Genomic DNA, 21,261 nt, shown 5'->3' with positions numbered 1-21,261 from the left:
TAGCGGCTTGGCGGTGGTTTTCGGACCGGAGGAAGGTGTCGTGTGGAAATAGAACAGCTCGGCATCCAGGGTGTTTTCCTGGTCACGCCGACAGTGTTCCCGGACGATCGGGGCGAGTTCCTGGAGATGTTCAGCCTGCCCGCGTTCGAGCGGGCCGTCGGCCACCCGCTGGGCGTGGCCCAGGTGAACTGCTCGGCGTCGGTGCGCGGCACGGTCCGCGGCCTGCACGGCATCGCGCTGCCCGGCCAGGCCCGCTACATGACCTGCCCGGCCGGGGCGATGGTCGACATCGTGGTGGACACCCGGACCGGCTCGCCGACCTACGGCGAGCACGTGGCGGTGGAGCTGAGCGCGGCCAACCGGCAGGCCCTGTACCTGGCCGAGGGCCTGGTGCACGGCTTCGCGCCGCTGTCCGAGCTGGCCACCGTGGTCTACCTGTGCTCAAGCACCTGGTCGCCCGGCACCGCGTTCCAGATCAATCCGCTCGACGCCGACCTCGCCCTGCCGTGGCCGACCGACGTGCCGCCGGTGCTGTCGGCCAAGGACCAGGCCGCCCCGACCCTGCGCGAGGCCGAGCGGCTCGGCGTCCTGCCGACCTGGGCGCAGTGCCAGGACCGTTACGCCGAGCTGGCCGCCCTGGCCACCGTCGCCTGAGGAGACCGCGATGATCCCCTTGTTCCAGACGCCGATGAGCGAGCTGGCCGCCGCCGCGGCGGCCGACGTGCTCAGCAGTGGCCAGATCGGCCAGGGCGCCAAGGTCGCCGAGTTCGAGCGCCGGCTGGCCGAGCAGATCGGCAACCCCCGGGTGGCCACCGTCAGCAGCGCCACCGCCGGCCTGCACCTGGCCCTGCACCTGGTCACCGGCGGCGTCGGCCGCGGCCACGACCCGGACGGCGAGGTGCTGACCACGCCGCTGACCATGGAGGCCACCAACTGGGCCATCCTGGCCAACGGGCTGCGCATCCGCTGGGTGGACATCGACCCGGCCACCCTCAACGTGGACCTGGACGACCTGGCCCGCAAGATCTCGCCCCGCACCCGCGCGATCATGGTCGTGCACTTCGCCGGCTACCCGGTCGACCTGGACCGGCTGGACGCGATCCTGGACGAGGCCGAGACCCGCTTCGGCTTCCGCCCCACGGTGATCGAGGACGCCGCGCACGGCTGGGGCGCCACCTACCAGGGCCGCCCGCTGGGCACGCACGGCAACGTGACGGTGTTCAGCTTCCAGGCGGTCAAGCACCTGACCACCGGCGACGGCGGACTGGTCGTGCTGCCGAACGACGAGCTGTGGGAACGGGCCCGCCTGCTGCGCTGGTTCGGCGTGGACCGCACCGCCGACCGGCTGCGCAACCCCCCTGACGTCACCGAGTGGGGCTTCAAGTTCCACATGACCGACATCAACGCCGCCATCGGCCTGGCCAACCTGGAGTGGTCGGGGCAGGTGGTGGCCCGGCACCGGGCCAACGCCGCCTTCTACGACCGCGAGCTGGCCGACGTGCCCGGACTCCAGCTGACCGAGCGCCGCCCCGACCGCGAGTCCTCGTACTGGATCTACCCGATGAAGGTGGACCGCCGGGACGCGTTCATGAAGCGGATGGACGACGCCGGCGTGATGGTCAGCAACGTGCACGAGCGCAACGACCTGCACACCACGGTCCGTGACTACGCCGCGCTGCTGCCGGGGCTGGACCGGGTGGCCCGAAACATCGTGTGCGTGCCGGTCGGGTCCTGGGTGACCGACGAGCAGCGGGAACACATCGTCGCCACGATCCGTGAGGGCTGGTAGGGGAAGGACAGGGGAACGGTAGGGGGCCGTTGATCCCCTAGCGTCGAGAGAGTGGTTGGTGCAATGACTGTTTCTCCCACCTCCAAGGGGACCGTGCCGTTCGGCCCGCACCGGACGTGGTACCGGGTGACCGGGGACCTGGGTGTTGCCGCACCCGCCCTGGTCGCGGTGCACGGCGGCCCGGGCAGCACGCACGACTACCTGGTCGGCCTGGCCCGGTTCGCCGAGCTGGGCTGGCCGGTGGTGCACTACGACCAGCTCGGCAACGGCGGATCGACCCACCTGCCGGACCGGGGCGCGGACTTCTGGACGCCGTCGCTGTTCCTGGACGAGCTGGCCAACCTGCTGGCCCGGCTGGAGATCCGCGACTACGTGCTGTTCGGCCAGTCCTGGGGCGGGCTGCTGGCGGCCCGGCACGCCGCCGCCCGCCCGCCCGGCCTGCGCGGGCTGGTGGTGGCCAACGCCCCGGCCTCCTACCCGTTGTGGCTGCGGGAGATGAAGGTGCTGCGGGACCAGCTGCCGGCCGGCGTCGACGACACGCTGCGGCGGCACGAGGCGGCCGGCACCACCGACTCGCGCGAGTACTTCGAGGCCATGATGGTGTTCTACAACCGGCACGTGTGCCGGCTGACGCCGTGGCCGCGCGAGTTCATGGCCACCTTCATGGAGATCTACAACGATCCCACCGTCTACTACACGATGAACGGGCCCAGCGAGTTCCACGTGGTCGGCAGCCTGCGCGACTGGGGCGTGGTGGACTGCCTGCCCGACATCGCGGTGCCGACCCTGCTGATCTCCGGCCGGCACGACGAGGCCACACCGGCCACCGTGCAGCCCTACCAGGACCTGATCCCGGACGTGCGGTGGGCGCTGTTCGAGGAGTCCAGCCACATCCCGCATCTCGAGGAGCCGGAGCGCTTCACCGCGGTGCTGACCGAGTTCCTCACCGAACTGGGGCGATGACATGGAAAGCGCCTTCCGCGCCGGCACGGCGATGGTGTTCCCCGGCATGGGGCCGACCACCTTCGCCGAGGCGTCCGGCTTCATGCTCAACGACCCGACGGCGATCGAGCTGACCGCGATCGCCGACGGGGTGCTCGGCTACTCGCTGGTCGACCGGTTCCGCGCCGCCGAGCACGACTACACCGAGGCCGCTCAGGTCGCGTTCATGCTCAACTGCGTCGCGCTGGCCCACTGGGCCCGGCGCGAGCTGGGCACGACGCCCGACGTGGTCGCCGGGCCGAGCTTCGGCGGCAAGGCGGCGGTCGCCTTCGCCGGCTGCCTGCCGTTCGCCCAGGCCGTCCGGCTGACCGCCGAACTGGCCCGGTGCACGGAGGACTACTTCCGCACCGCGCACGCCGACATCGTGACCTACTCCTTCGCCCGCACGCCCGAACCGGCGCTGCGGGCCGTCCTGGCCGAGCTGGCCGAGCGGGGCTCGTGGCACGAGGTGGCCGGCCGCGTCGACCACGACTTCCACATGATCTCGTTGCCCGACAAGGAAACCGACTGGCTCTCGGGCCGGGTCCGGGCGGCCGGCGGGCTGCCGCTCTACACCATGCGCCCGCCCATGCACGCGGCCGCGTTCGCCGAGCTGCGGGACCGGGCCGAGCGCGAGGTGCTGTCCGGGCTGCGGTTCTCCGATCCGGTGCTGCCGCTGGTCGACGACCACGACGGCACGCTGGTCACCGACGCCGCCGGGGTGCGTCGGATGCTGCTCGACGGCATCACCCGGGCCCTGAGCTGGCCCTCGGTGGTCGGCACGCTCAAGCGCGCGGGCGTCGAGGACATGGTGGTGTGCGGCCAGGACCGTCTGTTCGGCCGGGTTCCGTTGAGCCGGAACAGCTTCCGCCTGCTCGCGGTCACACCGCGCCTGGCCGCCGGCGGCGCGGCCCTGAAGCGCTGATGCCGAGGAGACCATCGCGGGTCCGGTCTCGGCCGGACCCGCGCCGGCGGTCAGCTCCGCACGACGTCGCCGTCCCGCAGGCCGGCCACCGCGGTCCAGAGCACCTTGGGCGTCCGGAAGGTGTCGGCGGTCAGCAGGTCCTCGGTGAACCGGATCTGGAAGGCCTGCTCCAGCGCCCCGAGCACGTCGACGATGCCCAGCGAGTCGAGCCCGAAGTCGCGCAGGTCGATGTCCGGGTCCAGCGGCTCGTCCGCGGGAAGGAAGGGGAGGTATTGACGGAGCACGGTGTCGAACTGCTCGTTCCACATGGCGATTGTCGTCCTTTCCGGCAGCGTTCGAAAAGGGGATTCCCTGAAAGGCAACGGTATCGCCTCGCTGAGACGGTGTCCATGATTTTCCAGAATTTCTCGGGATTTCCCGGGTAGTGAAAATGGGTCGCCCGTGAATGGCTTCGCGCCAGGTGTCCACGGGCAGAGAATGGAGGAAGAATGGGGCACGCGCTGTACGAGCGCTTCCGGCGCGGACTGGCCGCGGCCCGGGACCGCGCCGCGTTCCGGGCCGGGAGCGAGCAGCTGACCTACGAGCAGGCGGACCGGCTGGCGCTGCGCTGGGCCGGCGCGCTGGCCGACCTGGCCGGCGGACGGCCCCGGGCGGTCGGCGTGCTGGCCGGCAAGGGCGTCACCGGCTACGTCGGCATCCTGGCCGCGAGCTACGCCGGCGCGGCCGTGGTGCCCCTCAACCCGGACTTCCCGGTCGTCCGCACCCGCCGCATGGCGGCGGCGGCCGGCATCGACGCCCTGATCACCGACGCGGCCGGGGAGAGCCTGGTCGACCAGTTGCCGGCGGTCCCGGTGCTGGCCACCCACCGTCCGATGCCCGGCCACACCGAGGCGGCTCCGGTGGCGGTGGCGCCGGACGACCCCGCCTACGTGCTGTTCACCTCGGGCTCGACCGGCCGGCCCAAGGGCGTGCCGATCACCCACGCCAACCTGGCCCACTACTTCGGCCTGGTCGACTGCTGGTGGACGGTGACCCCGCGGGACACCTTCTCGCAGACCTTCGACACCACCTTCGACTGCTCGATGTTCGACCTGTTCACGGCCTGGGGCGCCGGGGCCACAGCGGTCGCGGTCCCGCCGGTGGCCTACCGCGACCTGCCGGCGTTCGTCGCCGACCAGGGCATCACCGTGTGGTTCTCCACGCCCAGCGCCATCGGCCTGGTGCGGCGGGCCGGCGGCCTGCGGGCCGGCAGCCTGCCCGGGCTGCGGCTGAGCCTGTTCGCCGGCGAGGCCCTGAAGTGCGTGGACGCCGCCGACTGGCAGCGCGCGGCCCCGGACTCGGCGCTGGAGAACCTGTACGGGCCGACCGAGCTGACCATCACCGTCACCCGGCACCGCTGGTCGCCGGACTCGCCCGGCCTGGGCGTCAACGGCATGGCCCCGATCGGCCGGCCCAACGCCGGGCACGAGCACCTCCTGCTCGACGCGGCCGGCCGGCCGGCCGACACCGAGGGCGAGCTGTGGCTCACCGGGCCCCAGCTGACCAGCGGTTATCTGGATCCGGCCGAGGTCGGCGGCTACGCCCGGCGGGACGGCCGGCCCTGGTACGCCACCGGGGACCGGGTCCGGCGGGCCGACAACGGCGAGCTGGTCTACCTCGGCCGCGCCGATTCCCAGGTCCAGGTGCGGGGCTGGCGGGTGGAGCTGGCCGAGATCGACCACGCCGTGCGCGGCTGCGCCGGCGTCGAGGACGCGGTGACCGTAGGGGTGGCGGCCGGCGACTCCACCGAGCTGGTCGTCTTCTACACCGGTCAGGACTGCCCGGCCGGCCGGTTCGCCGCCCAGCTGCGCGACACCCTGCCGGTGGGGCTCATTCCACGGCATTACCGGCGGCTCGCCGATATGCCGCTCAATGCCAATCGCAAGGTCGACCGGGTGGAACTGCGGGGCCGGGCGGAAAAGATCCTGGTCGAGGCGGGCCGGGTCGATTAGGGGGACGTTAGGGGTGTGAATCGCGGTGTCGGCGCACGTACCGTCGCCGCGAGCCGGAAAAGCATTCTCAGTCACCGAGGGGTGGGTCATTGAACGGCGTGGTTTTCGACAATTCGGACGTGCTCGTTCATTCGCTGCTCGACCGGGCCGCGGCCGCGGCTCCCGACGCCGACGCGGTGCGTGACGGTCGGGGCCGCTGGGCCTATCGCGAGCTGGCCCGGCTCAGCCACGCCTTCGCCGCGTGGCTGGCCGAGCGCGGGGTGCGCACCGGGGACCGGGTCCTGGTGCGGCTGCCCAACAGCCGGCACTTGGTGGGCGTGGTCTACGGGGCGTCCCGGGCCGGGGCCGTCCTGGTGCCGCTCAACCCGGGCATGAAGGAGTTCCACCTCCGCTCGGTGCTGGCCGACAGCGAGCCGGCCCTGGCCATCGTCGCCGACGAGGACGCCTCGGCCGTGCGGAAGCTGACTTCGGTTGCCGTGCACGGGATCGGCGACGTGTGGCGCGAGGTAGAGCGGCTGGCCGACGACGGCCGCCAGGCGCCCGCGGCCGGCCCGGCGCCGCACGACATCGCGTTCCTGATCTACACCTCGGGCAGCACCGCCGCCCCCAAGGGCGTGGTGTGCCCGCACCGGCAGGTGACGTTCGCCGCGGCGGCGATCAACGCCGTGCTCGACTACCACCCGGGCGACGTGGTGTTCACCCGGCTGCCGCTGTCCTTCGACTACGGCCTCTACCAGATCTTCCTGTCCGCGTTGGGCCACGCCGAGCTGGTGCTGGCCGACGACGCGTCGGACACCGCGCTGGTCAACCGGATCCGGTCGTGCGGGGCGACGATCGTGCCGGTCGTGCCGTCGCTCGGCGCGATGCTGTCCAGCCTGGGCCGCCGCGATCCCGGCTCCACGCCGACCGTGCGCATGTTCACCAACACCGGGGCGGCGCTGCCGGCCGCCACGGTGGCCGGCCTGCGCGAGGCGTTCCCCGGCGCGCGGGTGGTCCGCATGTACGGCATCACCGAGTGCAAGCGGGTCACGATCATGCCGCCGGCCCAGGACCGCGAGCGTCCCGACGCGGTGGGGCTGCCGCTGCCCGGCACCGAGGTGCTGATCCTCGACGCCGACGGGAATCCGGCGCCGGCCGGGCAGGTCGGCGAGATCGTCGTGGCCGGCCCGACCGTGATGGCCGGCTACTGGCGCGCCCCCGAGCTCACCGACCGGTGCTACCGGCCGGCCCCGGACACCGGCGAGATCCGTCTGCACACCGGCGACTACGGCCTGCTCGACGAGGACGGCTACCTCTACTTCGAGGGCCGGCGCGACGACATGTTCAAGCGCAAGGGCCATCGCATGAGCACCGTCGAGATCGAGGCGGCGGCGATGGACGTGCCCGGCGTGCGCGCGGCCGCGGTGCTGCCGCCGACCGACCGCCACGACCTGACCCTGTTCGTGGAGAGCGATCTGGCCCCGCAGGCCGTCCTGCGCGAGCTGGCGACGAGGCTGGAGCCGCCCAAGGTGCCGGCCGTCTGCCACGTGCTGGAGCGATTCCCGTTGACGCTCAACGGAAAGAACGAGCGCCAGCAGCTGACGTCGTTACTGGAGGGCAGCACGGCATGAGTCGCAACGCCGACCTCGCCCGCCGCTTCGGTTCCCCGCTCTACGTCTACGACCTCGACCGGGTCACCGCGGCCCGGCGTGACCTGTTCGCCGCCCTGCCCGACGGCGTGGAGCTGTTCTTCTCCTTCAAGGCCAACCCCCATCCCGAGATCGCCCGCGCGCTGCGGACCGGCGGTGACCGGGTCTGCCAGGCGGAGGTCAGCTCCACCGGCGAGCTCGCGGCCGCGCTCGACGCCGGCTTCGACCCCGCCGACGTGCTCTACACCGGGCCGGGCAAGACCCAGGACGAGCTCAGGGCCGCCATCGCCGCCGGTGTCCGCACGTTCTCCGTCGAGTCGCTGTCCGACCTGCGCCACGTCGGCGCGGTCGCCACCGCGCTCGGCGCGACCGCGGACTGCCTGCTGCGCATCAACAGCGCCACCGCCAGCGCGTCGACGAGCATCCGGATGACCGGCGCCCCGTCGCAGTTCGGCCTGGACAGCGAGACGCTGCCGGAGATCCTGCCGGAACTGCGGGCCGTCCCGGGCACGCGGCTGGCCGGCATGCACCTGTTCTCGTTGAGCAACTCCCAGGACGAAGCCGGCCTGATCGACGAGTTCCGGCACACCATCGGGGTGGCCGCCGACCTGCACCACCGGCTGGGGATTCCGGTGCGGCTGCTGGACATCGGCGGCGGCTTCGCCGCCCCCTACCTGGTGCCCGGCGACCGGCCGTCCTATCCGGGGCTGCGCCCGGCGCTGGCCGCCACCCTCGACGCGCACTTCCCGGGCTGGCGTGCCGGCGCCCCGCGGGTGGCCTGCGAGTCGGGCCGGCACCTGGTCGGCGACGGCGGGCAGCTGGTGTGCACGGTGGTCAACGTCAAGCAGAGCCGGGGCCAGCGGTTCGTCATCCTCGACGCCGGCATCAACATCCTGGGCGGCATGTCCGGGCTGGGCCGGCTGCTGCCGGTCACCGTGGGCTTCGACCCGGCGGCGATGGCCGGCGACGTCGACCTGGACCAGTTGGCGCCGGCCCATCTCGTCGGCCCGCTGTGCACACCCGGCGACGTCCTCGGCCGGGGCGTGCCCACCCCGGCGCTGCTGCCCGGGGATGTCGTGACCATCCCCAACGCCGGCGCGTACGGCGTGACCGCGAGCCTGCTGATGTTCCTGGGCCGGCCGGCGCCGGTCGAGGTGGTCGTGCGCGGCGACGAGGTCGTGTCCGCGTCCCGAATCGAGTTCCACCGCAAGTACGAGTGACCTCCGACTGCCGACCGAGCACCGTGGAGCGCGCGCGATGAGCGAACCCGACCTGACCAGTTCCCCGAACGCCGCCGAGGCGCCGTTCCTGCGCGAGCTGCGGGCCGCGCCGGCCGAGGACCGCCGCCGTCGGCTGGTGGACCTGGTCGCCGGGCTGACGCGGGAGATCCTCCAGGAGCTGGTGCCCGACGCCCCCGACCGGATCGACGCCGAGCTGGGCTTCCGCGACCTCGGCCTGGACTCGTTCGGCGCGGTCGACCTGCGGGACCAGTTGGCCGATGCGGTCGGACTGCCGCTGCCGGTGACGATCGCCTTCGACCACCCGACGCCGGCGGCGGTCGCCGACTCCCTGCTGGCCGACCTGTTCGGCGCGGCCGACGGCGAGCAGGCGGTGCGGGCCGTCATCGCCTCCGACGAGCCGATCGCGATCATCGGCATCGGCTGCCGCTACCCGGCCGGCATCGACACCCCCGAGCAGCTGTGGCGGTTCGTGGTCGAGGGCCGGGAGAGCCTGACGCCGTTCCCGACCGACCGCGGCTGGGACCTGGACCGGCTGTTCGACGACGATCCCGACGCCGTCAACACCAGCTACGCCCGCGAGGGCCACTTCCTGCACAACGCCTCCGAGTTCGACCCGGACTTCTTCGGCATCAACCCGCGCGAGGCGGTCGCCACCGACCCGCAGCAGCGGCTGGTGCTGGAAACGGCCTGGGAGGCGATCGAACGCGCCGGCATCGACCCGCGGTCGCTGCGGGGCAGCCAGACCGGCGTGTTCATCGGGGCCGAGCCGCAGGACTACGGCCCCCGGCTGCACGAGGCCCCGGCCGAGGTCGAGGGCTACCTGGTCACCGGCAACGCGCCGAGTGTGGTGTCCGGCCGCGTGGCCTACGTCTTCGGCTTGCAGGGTCCCACTTTCACCGTCGACACCGCGTGCTCGGCGTCGCTGGTCGCACTGCACCTGGCCTGCCAGTCGCTGCGCACCGGGGAGACGGGGCTGGCGCTGGCCGGCGGCGTGACGATGATGTCCACGCCCGGCACCTACACCGCGTTCAGCCGGCAGCGCGCCATCTCCCCGGACGGGCGCTGCAAGGCGTTCGGGGCGGGGGCCGACGGCACCGGTTTCTCGGAAGGCGCCGGCATTCTGCTGGTGGAGCGGTTGTCGGACGCGCGGCGCAACGGGCACCCGGTGCTGGCGGTGATCAAGGGGTCCGCGATCAACCAGGACGGGGCCAGCAGCGGGCTCACCGCCCCCAACGGGGTCGCCCAGGAGCGGCTGATCCGCCAGGCGCTGGCCAACGCCGGCCTCGAACCGTCCGATGTGGACGCCGTGGAGGCGCACGGCACCGGCACCCCGCTCGGCGACCCGATCGAGGCCCACGCCCTGATGGCCACCTACGGGCGGGGCCGGGCCGAGGAATGGGCCCTGCGGCTGGGCTCGGTCAAGTCCAACATCGGCCACACCCAGGCGGCCGCCGGCTCGGCCGGCGTGATCAAGATGGTGATGGCGATGCGGCACGGCGTGCTGCCGCGCACCCTGCACGCCGACAAGCCGTCGCCGCACATCGACTGGTCGCTCGGGGCCGTGCGGCTGTTGACCGAGAACACGCCGTGGGACAAGGAAACCGGCCCGCGCCGGGCGGCGGTGTCGTCCTTCGGCGTCAGCGGCACGAACGCGCATGTGATCCTCGAAGAGTCCCCGGCCGAGCCGGCCGAGCCGTTCACGCCGTCCAGCGGTCCCGTGCCGGTTGTGGTCTCCGGTCGCACCGAACGGGCGTTGTGGGCGCAGGCCGGGCGGCTGGCCGAGCAGGTGGGCGAACTGTCCCTTGTGGACCTCGCGTACTCCTCGCTCACCACCCGGACGCAGTGGGAACACCGGGCCGTCGTGGTGGCCGACGACCGGGCGGAGCTGATCGCCGGCCTGTCCGCGCTCGGCGCCGGCGAGCCCGCGGCCAACGTCGTGCGGGGCATCGCGCGGACGGACGACGCCGGGCCGGTGTTCGTCTTCCCGGGCCAGGGATCGCAGTGGGTCGGCATGGCGGCCGAACTGCTGGACTCCTCGCTGGTGTTCGCCGAGCGGTTCCGGGAATGCTCGGAGGCGGTCGAGCAGTTCGTGGACTGGTCGGTCGCCGACGTGCTGCGGGGCGATGTGTCGCTGGACAGCATCGAGGTCGTGCAACCGGTTCTGTTCGCGGTCATGGTGTCGCTGGCCGCGCTGTGGGAGTCGATGGGGGTCAAGCCGGCCGTCGTGGTCGGTCACTCCCAGGGCGAAGTGGCCGCCGCGTGCGTGGCCGGCGGCCTGTCGGTGGTCGACGCCGCCTGCCTGGTGGTGCTGCGCAGTCGGCTGTTCGCGCGTGAGCTGGTCGGCCGGGGCGGTGTGGTCGCGGTGGCCCTCGGGGCCGACGAGCTGGCCGACGCGTTGACGCCATGGGCGGATCGCCTGTCGATCGGCGGCATGAACGGCCCGCGATCGTCCACAGTGGTCGGTGATCTCGACGCCCTGGCCGAGCTGGTCGCCTGGTGCGAGTCGCGGGACGTCCGGGCGCGGATGATCGCCTCCACCGTGGCCTCGCACTGCGCCCAGGTCGATCCCCTGCACGACGAGCTGGTCGACATGCTGGCCTGGGTCGCGCCCCGCTCCGGCGACGTGGCGTTCTTCTCCACGGTGACCGGAGAACTGATCGACACCGGGGAGCTGGGGCCGGAGTACTGGTTCGACAACGCCCGCCGCCCGGTGAACTTCCACGGGGTGATCGACCAGCTGGTGGCGGCCGGCCACCGGGTGTTCGTGGAGGTCAGCCCGCATCCGGTGCTCACCGTCAGCATCGAGGACACGCTCGCGGCGGCCGATGTCGACGGCGTGGTGGTGGGCTCGCTGCGGCGCGACGAAGGCAGCCTCAAGCGGTTCCTGCTCTCGGTGGCCGGGGCGTACGCCGGCGGTGTGAGCGTCGACTGGGGTATCGCCGGCAACCGGGTGGAGCTGCCGACCTACGCGTTCCAGCGTGAGCGCTACTGGCTGGACGAGGTCAAGCCGGTCGCGGATCTCGGGTCCGCCGGGCTGACCGCCGCCCGGCACCCGCTGCTCGGCGCGGCGCTGGCGCTCGCCGACTCCGACGGAGTGGCGCTGTCCGGGCAGGTGTCGCTGCGGTCGCACCCATGGCTGGCCGATCACGCCGCCAACGGCCAGATCCTGTTCCCCGGCACCGGGTTCGTCGAGCTCGCGGTCCGCGCCGGTGACCAGGTCGGCTGCGGCTTCCTGGAGGAGCTGACGCTGGAGGCCCCGCTGCCGCTGCCCGCGACCGGCGGCGTCCAGTTGCAGGTGCTGGTCAGCGGCCCCGACGACGCCGGCCGCCGGTCGGTGAGTGTGCACAGCCGGGTCGATGAAGGACAGCCGTGGACCAGACATGCCAACGGTTTTGTCGCCGTCGACCGGTTGCCCGAGGCGTCCGCCCGCGAGCCCTGGCCGCCGGCCGACGCGCAACCGGTTGACCTGCAAGGCTTCTACGAGGGGCTCGGCGATCAGGGCTACGGCTACGGCCCGGCTTTCCGGGGCGTGCGGGCGGCGTGGCGGCGCGGCGACGAGATCTTCGCCGAGGTGGCGCTGCCGGACGACGCCGACGCTGCGGCCTTCGGCCTGCACCCGGCCCTGCTCGACGCTGCCCTGCACGCCGAGGCGTTGCTGAATTCCCGGGCCGAGGGCGTGCGTCTGCCGTTCGCGTGGAGTGGCTATGCCCTGCACGCCGTCGGCGCTTCCGCCTTGCGGGTACGCCTGTGGTCCCCGTCGCCGGACACGGTGTCGCTGCGGCTGACCGACTCCTCCGGCGCAGCCGTGGCCACAGTGGAGTCGCTGGTCTCGCGGCCAGTCGGGAAGCCGGTGGTGCGGACCGACGCGCTGTACCGGGTCGACTGGACGCCGGTCTCCACCGACACCCCGTTCCGCGGCCTCGCGGTGGCGCTGGACGCGAACGTGCCGGGGCTGCCGACCGTCGAACGCGCCGAGGCGGTCGACGCCGACCTGGCCTTCGTGTCGTTCGCCCCGGCCGCGGATGTGCTTGGCGCGGCTTACGAAGACACCCATCGAGCCCTCCTGCTGGCCCAGTCCTGGCCGCCCGACAGCCGGGCCAAGCTGGTGTTCGTGACGACCGGCGCGGTCGCCGCCGACAGCGACGCGGCGCAGCTGGCCCACGCGCCGCTGTGGGGCCTGATCCGGACCGCGCAGACGGAGAATCCCGACCGTTTCGTGTTGCTGGACCTCGAATCGGCCGACGCGCCGATGGACGCGGTGCTGGCGGCCATCGCCGCCGGCGAGCCGCAACTCGCCGTTCGCAGCGGCACTGTGCTCGCGCCGCGGCTGGCCCCGGCAGCCACGACCGAATCGCTGGTGCCGCCGGCGGGGTCGGCGCAGTGGCGGCTGGAGTCGGTCCGGAAGGAGAGCCTGGCCGACCTGGAGCTGGTGCCGTGGCCGCGGGCGGCCGCCGCGCTGGCGCCGGGCGAGGTGCGGGTGGCGATCCGGGCCGCCGGGTTGAACTTCCGGGACGTCGTCGTGGCCCTGGGCATGGTGCCGGAGAACGACGAGCCGATCGGCGGCGAGGTCGCCGGCGTCGTGCTTGAGGTCGGCTCCGAGGTCACCGACCTGGTGCCCGGCGACCGCGTGATGGGCTTGCTGGACGGGGCTTTCGGGCCGGTCGGCGTCACCGATCGCCGCCTGCTGGCCCGTGTGCCGGAGGGCTGGTCGTTCACCCGCGCCGCCTCGCTCCCGGTCGTCTACCTGACCGCGTACTACGGGCTGTTCGACCTCGGCCGGCTCCGGGCCGGCGAGTCGGTGCTGATCCACGCCGGGGCCGGTGGCGTCGGCATGGCCGCCGTTCAGCTGGCCCGGCACGTCGGCGCGGAGGTGTTCGCCACCGCGAGCCCGGCCAAGTGGGACACGCTGCGCGGCCTCGGTCTCGACGACGACCACATCGCCTCGTCGCGGACCCTGGAGTTCGAGGCCAAGTTCGGCGACGTCGACGTGGTGCTCAACTCGCTGGCCGGCGAGTTCACCGACGCCTCGCTGCGGCTGCTGTCGCCGGGCGGCCGGTTCCTGGAGATGGGCAAGACCGACAAGCGGGATCCCGCCGACCTGCCCGGCGTCGAGTACATCCCGTACTCGCTGATGGAGGCCGGGCCGGACCGCCTTCGGGACATGCTGACCACCGTGCTGGCGCTGCTGGAACAGGGCGCGGTGCAGCCGCTTCCGGTGCTGACGTGGGACATCCGCCGGGCTCGCGACGCGTTCCGGCTCATGTCCCGGGCCCAGCACACCGGCAAGGTCGTGCTGACCATGCCGCCGACCCTGGACCCGAGCGGGACGGTGCTGATCAGCGGGGCCGGCACGCTCGGCGGCATCGTGGCCCGGCACCTGGTGACGGCGCACGGCGTGCGGAACCTGGTGCTGGCCAGTCGCAGCGGCGCCGGCGCGGACATCGTCGCCGAGCTGGCCGAGCTCGGCGCCTCGGCGACGGTTCGCGCGTGCGACCTCTCCGACCGGGACGCGCTGGCCGGCCTGCTGGCGGACATTCCGGCGCTGACCGGGGTCGTGCACACGGCCGGCGTGCTCGACGACGGCACGCTCGGATCCCTGACCCCGGACCGGATCGACACCGTGTTCCGGCCGAAGGTCGACGCCGCCTGGCATCTGCACGAGCTGACCCGCGACCGGGACCTGGGGCTGTTCGTCCTGTACTCCTCGGCCGCCGGCATCCTCGGCGACGCCGGCCAGGGCAACTACGCGGCGGCCAACACCTTCCTGGACGCCCTCGCCGCGCACCGCCGCGCCGTGGGACTGCCGGCGGCGTCGCTGGCCTGGGGCTTCTGGACGCAGCGCAGCGGCATGAGCGCCCACCTGGCCGACGCCGACGTGGCCCGGATGGAACGCGCCGGCAGCCGGGGCATCACCGCCGAGGAGGGCATGGCGCTGTTCGACCAGGCCCTCCTGATCGACGAGCCGCTGCTGGTGCCCATTCCCTTGCACACCAAGGCCATGCGGGACGCCCCGGCGCTGCTGCGCGGGCTGGTCCGCGGGCCGTCGCGACGGGCCGTGGCCACCGACGCCACCGCCGTCACCGGCTCGGCCCTCGAACAGCGGCTGGCCGGATTGCCGGCTACGGAACAGGATCGCCTGCTGGTGACCCTGGTCCGCACCCAGGCTGCCGCCGTGCTCGGCCACGCCACGCCTGACGCGGTGGATGCCCGCCGCGCGTTCCGTGATCTGGGCTTCGACTCGCTCACGGCGGTGGAGCTGCGCAACCGGCTCAACGCCGCCACCGGCCTCCGGCTGCCGGCCACCGTGGTGTTCGACCACCCGAACGCCGTCGAGCTGGCGAGACTGCTCCGGACCAAGGTGCTCGGCGCCGTCACGGCCGTGGAGACCGCGGCCCCGCCAGCGGTGTCGAACGACGACGACCCGATCGTCATCGTGGCCATGAGCTGCCGCTATCCGGGCGGCGTCGAGTCGCCGGAGGACCTGTGGCGGCTGGTGGTCGACGGCGGCGACGCCATCTCCACCTTCCCGTCCAACCGCGGCTGGGACCTGGCCGGGCTGTACCACCCGGACCCGGCCAACCCCGGCACCAGCTACTCCCGCGAGGGCGGGTTCCTGCACGACGCCGGCGAGTTCGACGCCGCCTTCTTCGGCATCTCGCCCCGGGAGGCCCTGGCCACCGATCCCCAGCAGCGGCTCACGCTGGAGGCCGCGTGGCAGGTGCTGGAACGGGCCGGCATCGACCCGCATTCCCTGCGCGGCAGCGCCACCGGCGTGTTCGTCGGCGCGACGGCCACCGGCTACGCCGAGGGCCTGTCCACCCTGCCCGACGGTGTCGAGGGGTACCTGACGACCGGCGTGTCGACCTCGGTGATCTCCGGTCGGGTGGCGTATGTGCTCGGCTTGGAGGGGCCGGCGGTCACCGTGGACACCGCCTGCTCGTCCTCGCTGGTGACGATCCACCTCGCCGCCGAGTCGCTGCGGCGCGGCGACAGCACGCTGGCCATCGCCGGCGGCGTGACCGTGCTGTCCTCGCCCGGGCTGTTCGTGGAGTTCGCCCGACAGCGGGGACTGGCCGCCGACGGGCGCTGCAAGGCCTACTCCGACGCCGCCGACGGCACCGGCTTCGCCGAGGGCATCGGGATGGTGCTGTTGGAACGGCTGTCCGACGCCGAACGCCACGGCCACCCGGTGCTGGCGGTCGTGCGGGGCTCGGCGGTCAACCAGGACGGCGCGTCCAACGGCCTGTCCGCGCCCAGCGGCCCGGCGCAGCAGCGGGTGATCCGCCGCGCGCTGGCCGCCGCCGGGATCTCGGCGTCCGATGTGGACGTTGTCGAGGGGCACGGCACCGGCACCACGCTGGGCGACCCGATCGAGGCCCAGGCGCTGCTGGCGACCTACGGCCAGGACCGGCCCGACGGGCGGCCGCTGTGGCTGGGCACGGTCAAGTCCAACATCGGCCACACCCAGTGCGCGGCCGGGGTCGCCGGCGTGATCAAGATGGTGATGGCGCTGCGCCACGCGGTGCTGCCGCGCACCATGCACGCCTCGCCCCGATCGTCCCATGTGGACTGGGAACTGGGCTCGGTCGAACTGCTGGGCGAGAACCGCCCGTGGGACAAGGACTCCGGCCCCCGCCGGGCCGGCGTCTCCTCGTTCGGCATCAGCGGCACGAACGCCCACATCATCCTCGAACAGGCGCGGCCCACGCCGGTCGTGGACACCGCCGAGTTCGCCGGGCCGCTGCCGGTGCCGGTCTCGGCCCGGTCCGAGGCGGCGCTGCGGGCCCAGGCCGCCCGCCTGCTGGAGATCGACCGCCCGAACCTGAGCGACCTCGCCTATTCCCTGGCCACCACCCGATCCGCCTTCGAGTGCCGGGCCGTCGTGCTGTCCGACGACCTCACGCGGGGCCTGACCGCGCTGGCCGACGGAGCGGCGTCGGCCGAGGTGATCAGGGGCGAGGTGTCCGAGGGCAAGGTGGCGTTCCTGTTCACCGGCCAGGGCAGCCAGCGGCTGGGCATGGGCCGTGGCCTGTACGAGAGGTTTCCGGTCTACGCGGCGAAGTTCGACGAGATCCTGGCGTTGCTGGACCCGGCGCTGCGTGACGTCGTCCTCGGCGACGACGCGGAGTCGCTGGACCGGACCGAGCACGCCCAGCCGGCGTTGTTCGCGGTGGAGGTGTCCCTGTTCGCGTTGCTGGAGTCGTGGGGCATCCGGCCCGATCACCTGGCCGGCCACTCGATCGGCGAGATCGCGGCGGCACACGTCGCCGGCGTCCTGTCCCTGCCCGACGCCTGCCGGTTGGTGAGCGCCCGTGGCCGGTTGATGCAGGCGCTGCCCGGCGGCGGCGCGATGATCGCCGTGCGGGCCACCGAGGACGAGGTGCTGCCGCTGCTCACCGATGGCGTCTCGATCGCCGCGATCAACGGCCCGCAAGCCGTTGTCGTGTCGGGTGAGGACGATGCCGCTGAGGCGGTGGCTCGGCACTTTGCCGCCCTGGGGCGCAAGACTCGGCGGCTGCGGGTGTCGCACGCGTTCCACTCGCCGCTGATGGAGCCGATGCTGGCCGAGTTCCGGGCGGTGGCCGAGTCGTTGAGCTACAAGGAACCGAGCATCTCGATCATGTCCACTCTGGACGGTTACGCCGATGTCACCGACCCGGAGCACTGGGTCCGCCAGGTCCGCGGCGGCGTTCGCTTCCTCGACGCGGTGCGGCGCCTGGACGAGGCCGGGGTGACGACCTTCCTTGAGCTCGGGCCGGACGGTGTGCTGTCGGCGATGGCCCAGGACTGCCTGCCGGGCGACGGGAACCGCGCGTTCACGCCGCTCCTGCGCAAGGACCGCGACGAGGCCCAGACCGCCGTCGCGGCGCTGGCCTCGGCTTTCACCCGTGGTGTCGAGGTGAACTGGGCTGGCGTGTTCGGCGGCGGGCGGCGGATCGACCTGCCCACCTACGCCTTCCAGCGGGAGACCTTCTGGCTGACCGGTGACGGCGCGGTGGGCGACGCCTCCGGGTTGGGGCAGCGGGCGGTCGAACATCCGCTGCTGGGTGCGGCCGTGGCGCTGCCCGGGTCCGATGGCGTGGTGCTGACCGGCCGGTTCTCGGCCGGCGCCCAGCCGTGGCTGGCCGATCACGTCATCCTCGACACGGTCCTGTTCCCTGGCACCGGCTTCGTCGAGTTGGCGCTGCGGGCCGGCGACCAGGTCGGGTGCGACTCGATCGAGGAGTTGACACTCGAGGCGCCGCTGGTGCTGACCGGTCACGAGGCCGTGGACGTGCACGTCACGGTCGACGCCGCCGACGATGCCGGCCGGCGCTCGATGTCGGTGCACTCGCGAGCCCTTGGCGGACCGTGGATCCGGCACGCCGCCGGTGTGCTGGCCCCCGCCGGCGACCAGCCGGAATATGACCTGGGGGAGTGGCCGCCGGTCGAGGCGGTCCCGATCGAGATCGACGGCCTGTACGGCCGAATGGCCAGCGAGGGCGCGGCCTACGGCCCGTCGTTCCGTGGGCTCAGCGCGGCCTGGCGACGCGGGGACGAGGTGTTCGCCGAGGTCACGCTGCCGGCGCAAGCCGGTGACGCCGGTCGGTTCGGGGTGCATCCGGCGTTGCTCGACGCCGCCCTGCACACGATCGAGCTGGACGGGCAGTCCGCCTCCGACCAGCCGCTCCTGCCGTTCGCGTGGACGGACATCGCCCTGCACGCGACCGGCGCGACGAAGGTTCGGGTCCGAATGGTTCGAACCGACAGCGGGGCGGCCGCGTTCCAGCTGGCCGACACGACCGGCAAGCCGGTGGCGACGGTCGGCATGCTGGCCATGCGCCCAGTGTCCCCGGACCAGCTCGGCGCCGTCACGGACGACTCGCTGTTCCGGGTCGAGTGGACCCGAGTGCCGCCCGCGCCCGCCGGTTCCGACGCTGTTGTCCTCGTTGGGGAACCGGGCCGGCTGGCCGCTGCCCTGCGCTCCGCCGGGGTCGCCGTGGCGGACTCCGACGGGCCCGCCCTGTTCGACGCGGGCCAGGCGTCGTCGGCCAAGGAGCTCACCCGACGCACAATGGAGTTCCTGCAAGGCCGGCTGCGAGACGAGCAGGCCCCGGTCCTCACCGTGGCGACATCGGCGGCGGTCACAGCCCGCCCGGAGGATGCCCTGGTCGACCCTTCCCACGCGGCGCTGTGGGGCCTGGTGCGGGCGGCCCAGGAGGAGAACCCCGGCCGCTTCAGGCTGATCGACATCGACGACACCGAGGCGTCCTACCGGGCACTGCCGGCGGCGCTGGCCGGTGACGAGCCGCAGCTGGCCCTGCGGGAGGGCGAGCTGCTGGCGCCGCGCCTGGCCCGAGCGTCCGATGCGGACATGCTGGCCGTGCCGGCCGGGCCGTGGCGGCTGGGCCTCACGGCCAGCGGGACCCTGGACAACCTCGCCCTGGTCGCCGCCGACAGCGATCGGGACCTGGCCCCTGGCGAGGTGCGGATCGCCGTGCGGGCCGGCGGCGTCAACTTCCGGGACGTCCTGATCGCCCTGGGCATGTACCCGGCGCAGGCCGACCTCGGCTGCGAGGCCGCCGGTGTCGTGGTGGCCGTCGGCTCGGAGGTCACCGAGTTCGCCCCCGGCGACCGCGTGCTCGGCCTGTTCGACGGCGGCTTCGGCCCGTACGCCGTCGCCGATCAGCGGATGATCGTCGCCAAGCCGGCGGGGCTGACCTTCGCCGAAGCCGCGTCCGTGCCGGCGGTGTTCGCCACCGCCTACTACGGCCTGGTCGACCTGGCCGGACTGCGGGCGGGCGAGAAGGTGCTCATCCACGCCGCCGCCGGTGGCGTCGGCATGGCGGCCGTGCAGCTGGCCCGGCATCTGGGGGCCGAGGTGTTCGGCACCGCCAGCGCGGCGAAGTGGTCCGTCCTGAGTGGACTGGGCGTCGCGCCGGATCACATCGCTTCCTCCCGGGATGTCGGCTTCGCCGCGCGCTTCGCCGACGTGACCGGGGGAAGCGGTGTCGACGTCGTGCTGAACTCGCTGGCCCGCGAGTTCGTCGACGCCTCCTTGGAGCTGCTGCCTCGGGGCGGCCGGTTCGCGGAGATGGGCAAGACCGACGTCCGGGAGCCGGAGCGGGTCGCACGCGACCATCCCGGCGTGGCCTACCGGGCTTTCGACCTGTCCGACGCCGGCCCGGACCGGACCAGGGAGATCCTGACCGAGATCGTCGGCCTGATCGAGCGGGGCGTGCTCACGCCGCTGCCGCTGCGGGCCTGGGACGTGCGCAAGGCCCCGGACGCCTTCCGGTATCTGGCCCAGGCCCGGCACGTCGGCAAGGTCGTGCTCACCGTGCCGAACACGGACCCGATCGGCGGCGCCGTGCTGGTCACCGGCGGCACCGGCGGCCTGGGCAGTCTGGTCGCCCGACACCTCGTCACCGAGCACGGCGTGCGGGACCTGCTGCTGACCAGCCGGCGCGGCCTCGAAGCGCCCGGCGCTCGGGAGCTGACCGAGGAATTGACCCGACTGGGCGCGAATGTCCGGGTCGTGGCTTGCGACGTGTCGGACCGCGACCAGCTGGCCGCGGTGATCGACGGGGTCGACCTGACCGCGGTTGTGCACACGGCCGGCGTGGTCGACGACGGCGTGTTCGAGTCGCTCACGGCCGAGCAGTTGGACCGCGTGTGGGACCCGAAGGCCGACGCGGCACGGCATCTGCACGAGCTGACGCGGCACCGCGATCTCGACGCGTTTGTCCTGTTCTCCTCGTCGGCGGGCACGCTCGACGGGGCCGGCCAGGGCAACTACGCGGCGGCCAACGCCTTCCTCGACGGCCTCGCCACGCGTCGCCGGGCCACCGGCCGGCCGGCGGTGAGCCTGGCCTGGGGCATGTGGTCGCCCGAGGTCGGCGGCATGACCGTGAACCTGGCCGATGCCGACATCCACCGGCTCAACCGCTCCGGTGTGCTGCCGCTGTCCGGACAGCACGGATTGGCGTTGCTGGACAAGGCATTGGCCCGCCCCGAACCGACCGTGGTCCCGATCCGGCTCGACCTCGCGGCGCTGCGCTCGCGAACCGAGGGCGGGGCGGCGATCCTGCGCGGCCTGGTGGGCGGGCCCGCCCGGCGCGCGGTCGCGGCCACGGCCGCCGGGGCCGAACTGACCCTGGCGGAGCGGCTGGCTCCGCTGCCCCGGTCCGGCCGGGCCCGCCTGCTGACCGACCTGGTGTGCGAGCACGTGGCCGTGGTGCTCGGGCACGCCGACCGGACGTCGGTGGATCCGGGCCGACCGTTCAAGGAACTGGGCTTCGACTCGCTGACCGCCGTGGAACTGCGCAACCGCCTCAGCGCGGCGGCCGGCGTCCGGCTGCCGGCGACCCTCATCTTCGACTATCCGACCCTGACCGCCGTCGCCGACCTGATCCGGGTCGAGCTGCTGGGCGAGGACGAGCCGGAGCCGTCGCCGATCGAGGTCGGACTGGCCCAACTTGAGTCCATTGTGGACGAAGAGACGGCCGGCGGCGCGCGGCTGGACGACGGGCTGCGCGACCGCGTGGAAGCCCGGCTGCGGGCGCTGGCCATGCGGTGGGCCGAGAAGACCGGCCGGGCCGCCGAGGAGAACGACCGTGAGGACATCGAGACCGCGACTGCCGAGGACCTGTTCGACATCCTCGACGGCGAGCTCGAGACGTTTCGCTGAGCACCGCCCTGGGGGCGTCTCGTGAGAGGAGAACAC

At 73.1% G+C, this 21,261-nt stretch carries 9 protein-coding genes; 8 read left to right on the top strand and 1 reads right to left on the bottom strand.

Going from position 1 to position 21,261, the window contains the following annotated elements:
• Window positions 1–42 precede the first annotated feature (42 nt).
• From ACIG5F_RS38355 to ACIG5F_RS38340, 4 genes are all read left to right on the top strand, one after another.
• Entirely contained in the window at window positions 43–654 is a 612-nt protein-coding gene (locus ACIG5F_RS38355) for a dTDP-4-dehydrorhamnose 3,5-epimerase family protein (protein WP_396524946.1), read from the top strand.
• Window positions 655–664: 10 nt separating this feature from the next.
• Window positions 665–1,789 (top strand): DegT/DnrJ/EryC1/StrS family aminotransferase, encoded by a 1,125-nt coding sequence (locus ACIG5F_RS38350; protein ID WP_396524945.1) that lies wholly within the window; start codon window positions 665–667, stop codon window positions 1,787–1,789.
• Between the two features lie 63 nt (window positions 1,790–1,852).
• Window positions 1,853–2,752, top strand: a complete 900-nt coding sequence (locus ACIG5F_RS38345) for a proline iminopeptidase-family hydrolase (protein WP_396524944.1) — start codon at window positions 1,853–1,855, stop codon at window positions 2,750–2,752.
• A gap of 1 nt (window position 2,753) precedes the next feature.
• Window positions 2,754–3,695, top strand: a complete 942-nt coding sequence (locus ACIG5F_RS38340; protein WP_396524943.1) for an ACP S-malonyltransferase — start codon at window positions 2,754–2,756, stop codon at window positions 3,693–3,695.
• Between the two features lie 50 nt (window positions 3,696–3,745).
• On the opposite strand, the gene ACIG5F_RS38335 is transcribed toward ACIG5F_RS38340, so the two are convergent.
• A complete protein-coding gene (locus ACIG5F_RS38335) occupies window positions 3,746–4,003 on the bottom strand; it encodes an acyl carrier protein (RefSeq protein WP_396524942.1) in 258 nt (85 codons plus the stop codon).
• A gap of 180 nt (window positions 4,004–4,183) precedes the next feature.
• Here ACIG5F_RS38335 and ACIG5F_RS38330 point away from each other — a divergent pair, with 180 nt between their 5' ends.
• The 4 genes from ACIG5F_RS38330 (at window position 4,184) to ACIG5F_RS38315 (ending at window position 21,225) form a co-directional block, all read left to right on the top strand.
• Window positions 4,184–5,686 (top strand): AMP-binding protein, encoded by a 1,503-nt coding sequence (locus ACIG5F_RS38330; RefSeq protein ID WP_396524941.1) that lies wholly within the window; start codon window positions 4,184–4,186, stop codon window positions 5,684–5,686.
• 119 nt (window positions 5,687–5,805) lie between these two features.
• Entirely contained in the window at window positions 5,806–7,296 is a 1,491-nt protein-coding gene (locus tag ACIG5F_RS38325; protein WP_396524940.1) for an AMP-binding protein, read from the top strand.
• Window positions 7,293–8,534, top strand: a complete 1,242-nt coding sequence (locus ACIG5F_RS38320) for a type III PLP-dependent enzyme (protein WP_396524939.1) — start codon at window positions 7,293–7,295, stop codon at window positions 8,532–8,534. The genes ACIG5F_RS38325 and ACIG5F_RS38320 overlap by 4 nt, the downstream gene beginning before the upstream one ends.
• Before the next feature lie 37 nt (window positions 8,535–8,571).
• Complete coding sequence (locus ACIG5F_RS38315; protein WP_396524938.1) at window positions 8,572–21,225, top strand: SDR family NAD(P)-dependent oxidoreductase; 12,654 nt, start codon at window positions 8,572–8,574, stop codon at window positions 21,223–21,225.
• Window positions 21,226–21,261: the final 36 nt, after the last annotated feature.

This window comes from Kutzneria sp. NPDC052558 (genome assembly GCF_044547355.1).
In the GTDB taxonomy this organism is placed as follows: Bacteria; Actinomycetota; Actinomycetes; order Mycobacteriales; family Pseudonocardiaceae; genus Kutzneria.
This window is presented reverse-complemented; position numbering and strand designations above follow the sequence as displayed.

Excerpts from the sequence above, each read along its gene's own strand:
- ACIG5F_RS38340 (WP_396524943.1), top strand. The coding sequence starts at position 2,754 with ATGGAAAGCGCCTTCCGCGCCGGCACGGCGATGGTGTTCCCCGGCATG.
- ACIG5F_RS38330 (WP_396524941.1), top strand. The coding sequence starts at position 4,184 with ATGGGGCACGCGCTGTACGAGCGCTTCCGGCGCGGACTGGCCGCGGCC.
- ACIG5F_RS38345 (WP_396524944.1), top strand. The coding sequence starts at position 1,853 with ATGACTGTTTCTCCCACCTCCAAGGGGACCGTGCCGTTCGGCCCGCAC.
- ACIG5F_RS38315 (WP_396524938.1), top strand. The coding sequence starts at position 8,572 with ATGAGCGAACCCGACCTGACCAGTTCCCCGAACGCCGCCGAGGCGCCG.
- ACIG5F_RS38350 (WP_396524945.1), top strand. The coding sequence starts at position 665 with ATGATCCCCTTGTTCCAGACGCCGATGAGCGAGCTGGCCGCCGCCGCG.
- ACIG5F_RS38320 (WP_396524939.1), top strand. The coding sequence starts at position 7,293 with ATGAGTCGCAACGCCGACCTCGCCCGCCGCTTCGGTTCCCCGCTCTAC.
- ACIG5F_RS38335 (WP_396524942.1), bottom strand. The coding sequence starts at position 4,003 with ATGTGGAACGAGCAGTTCGACACCGTGCTCCGTCAATACCTCCCCTTC.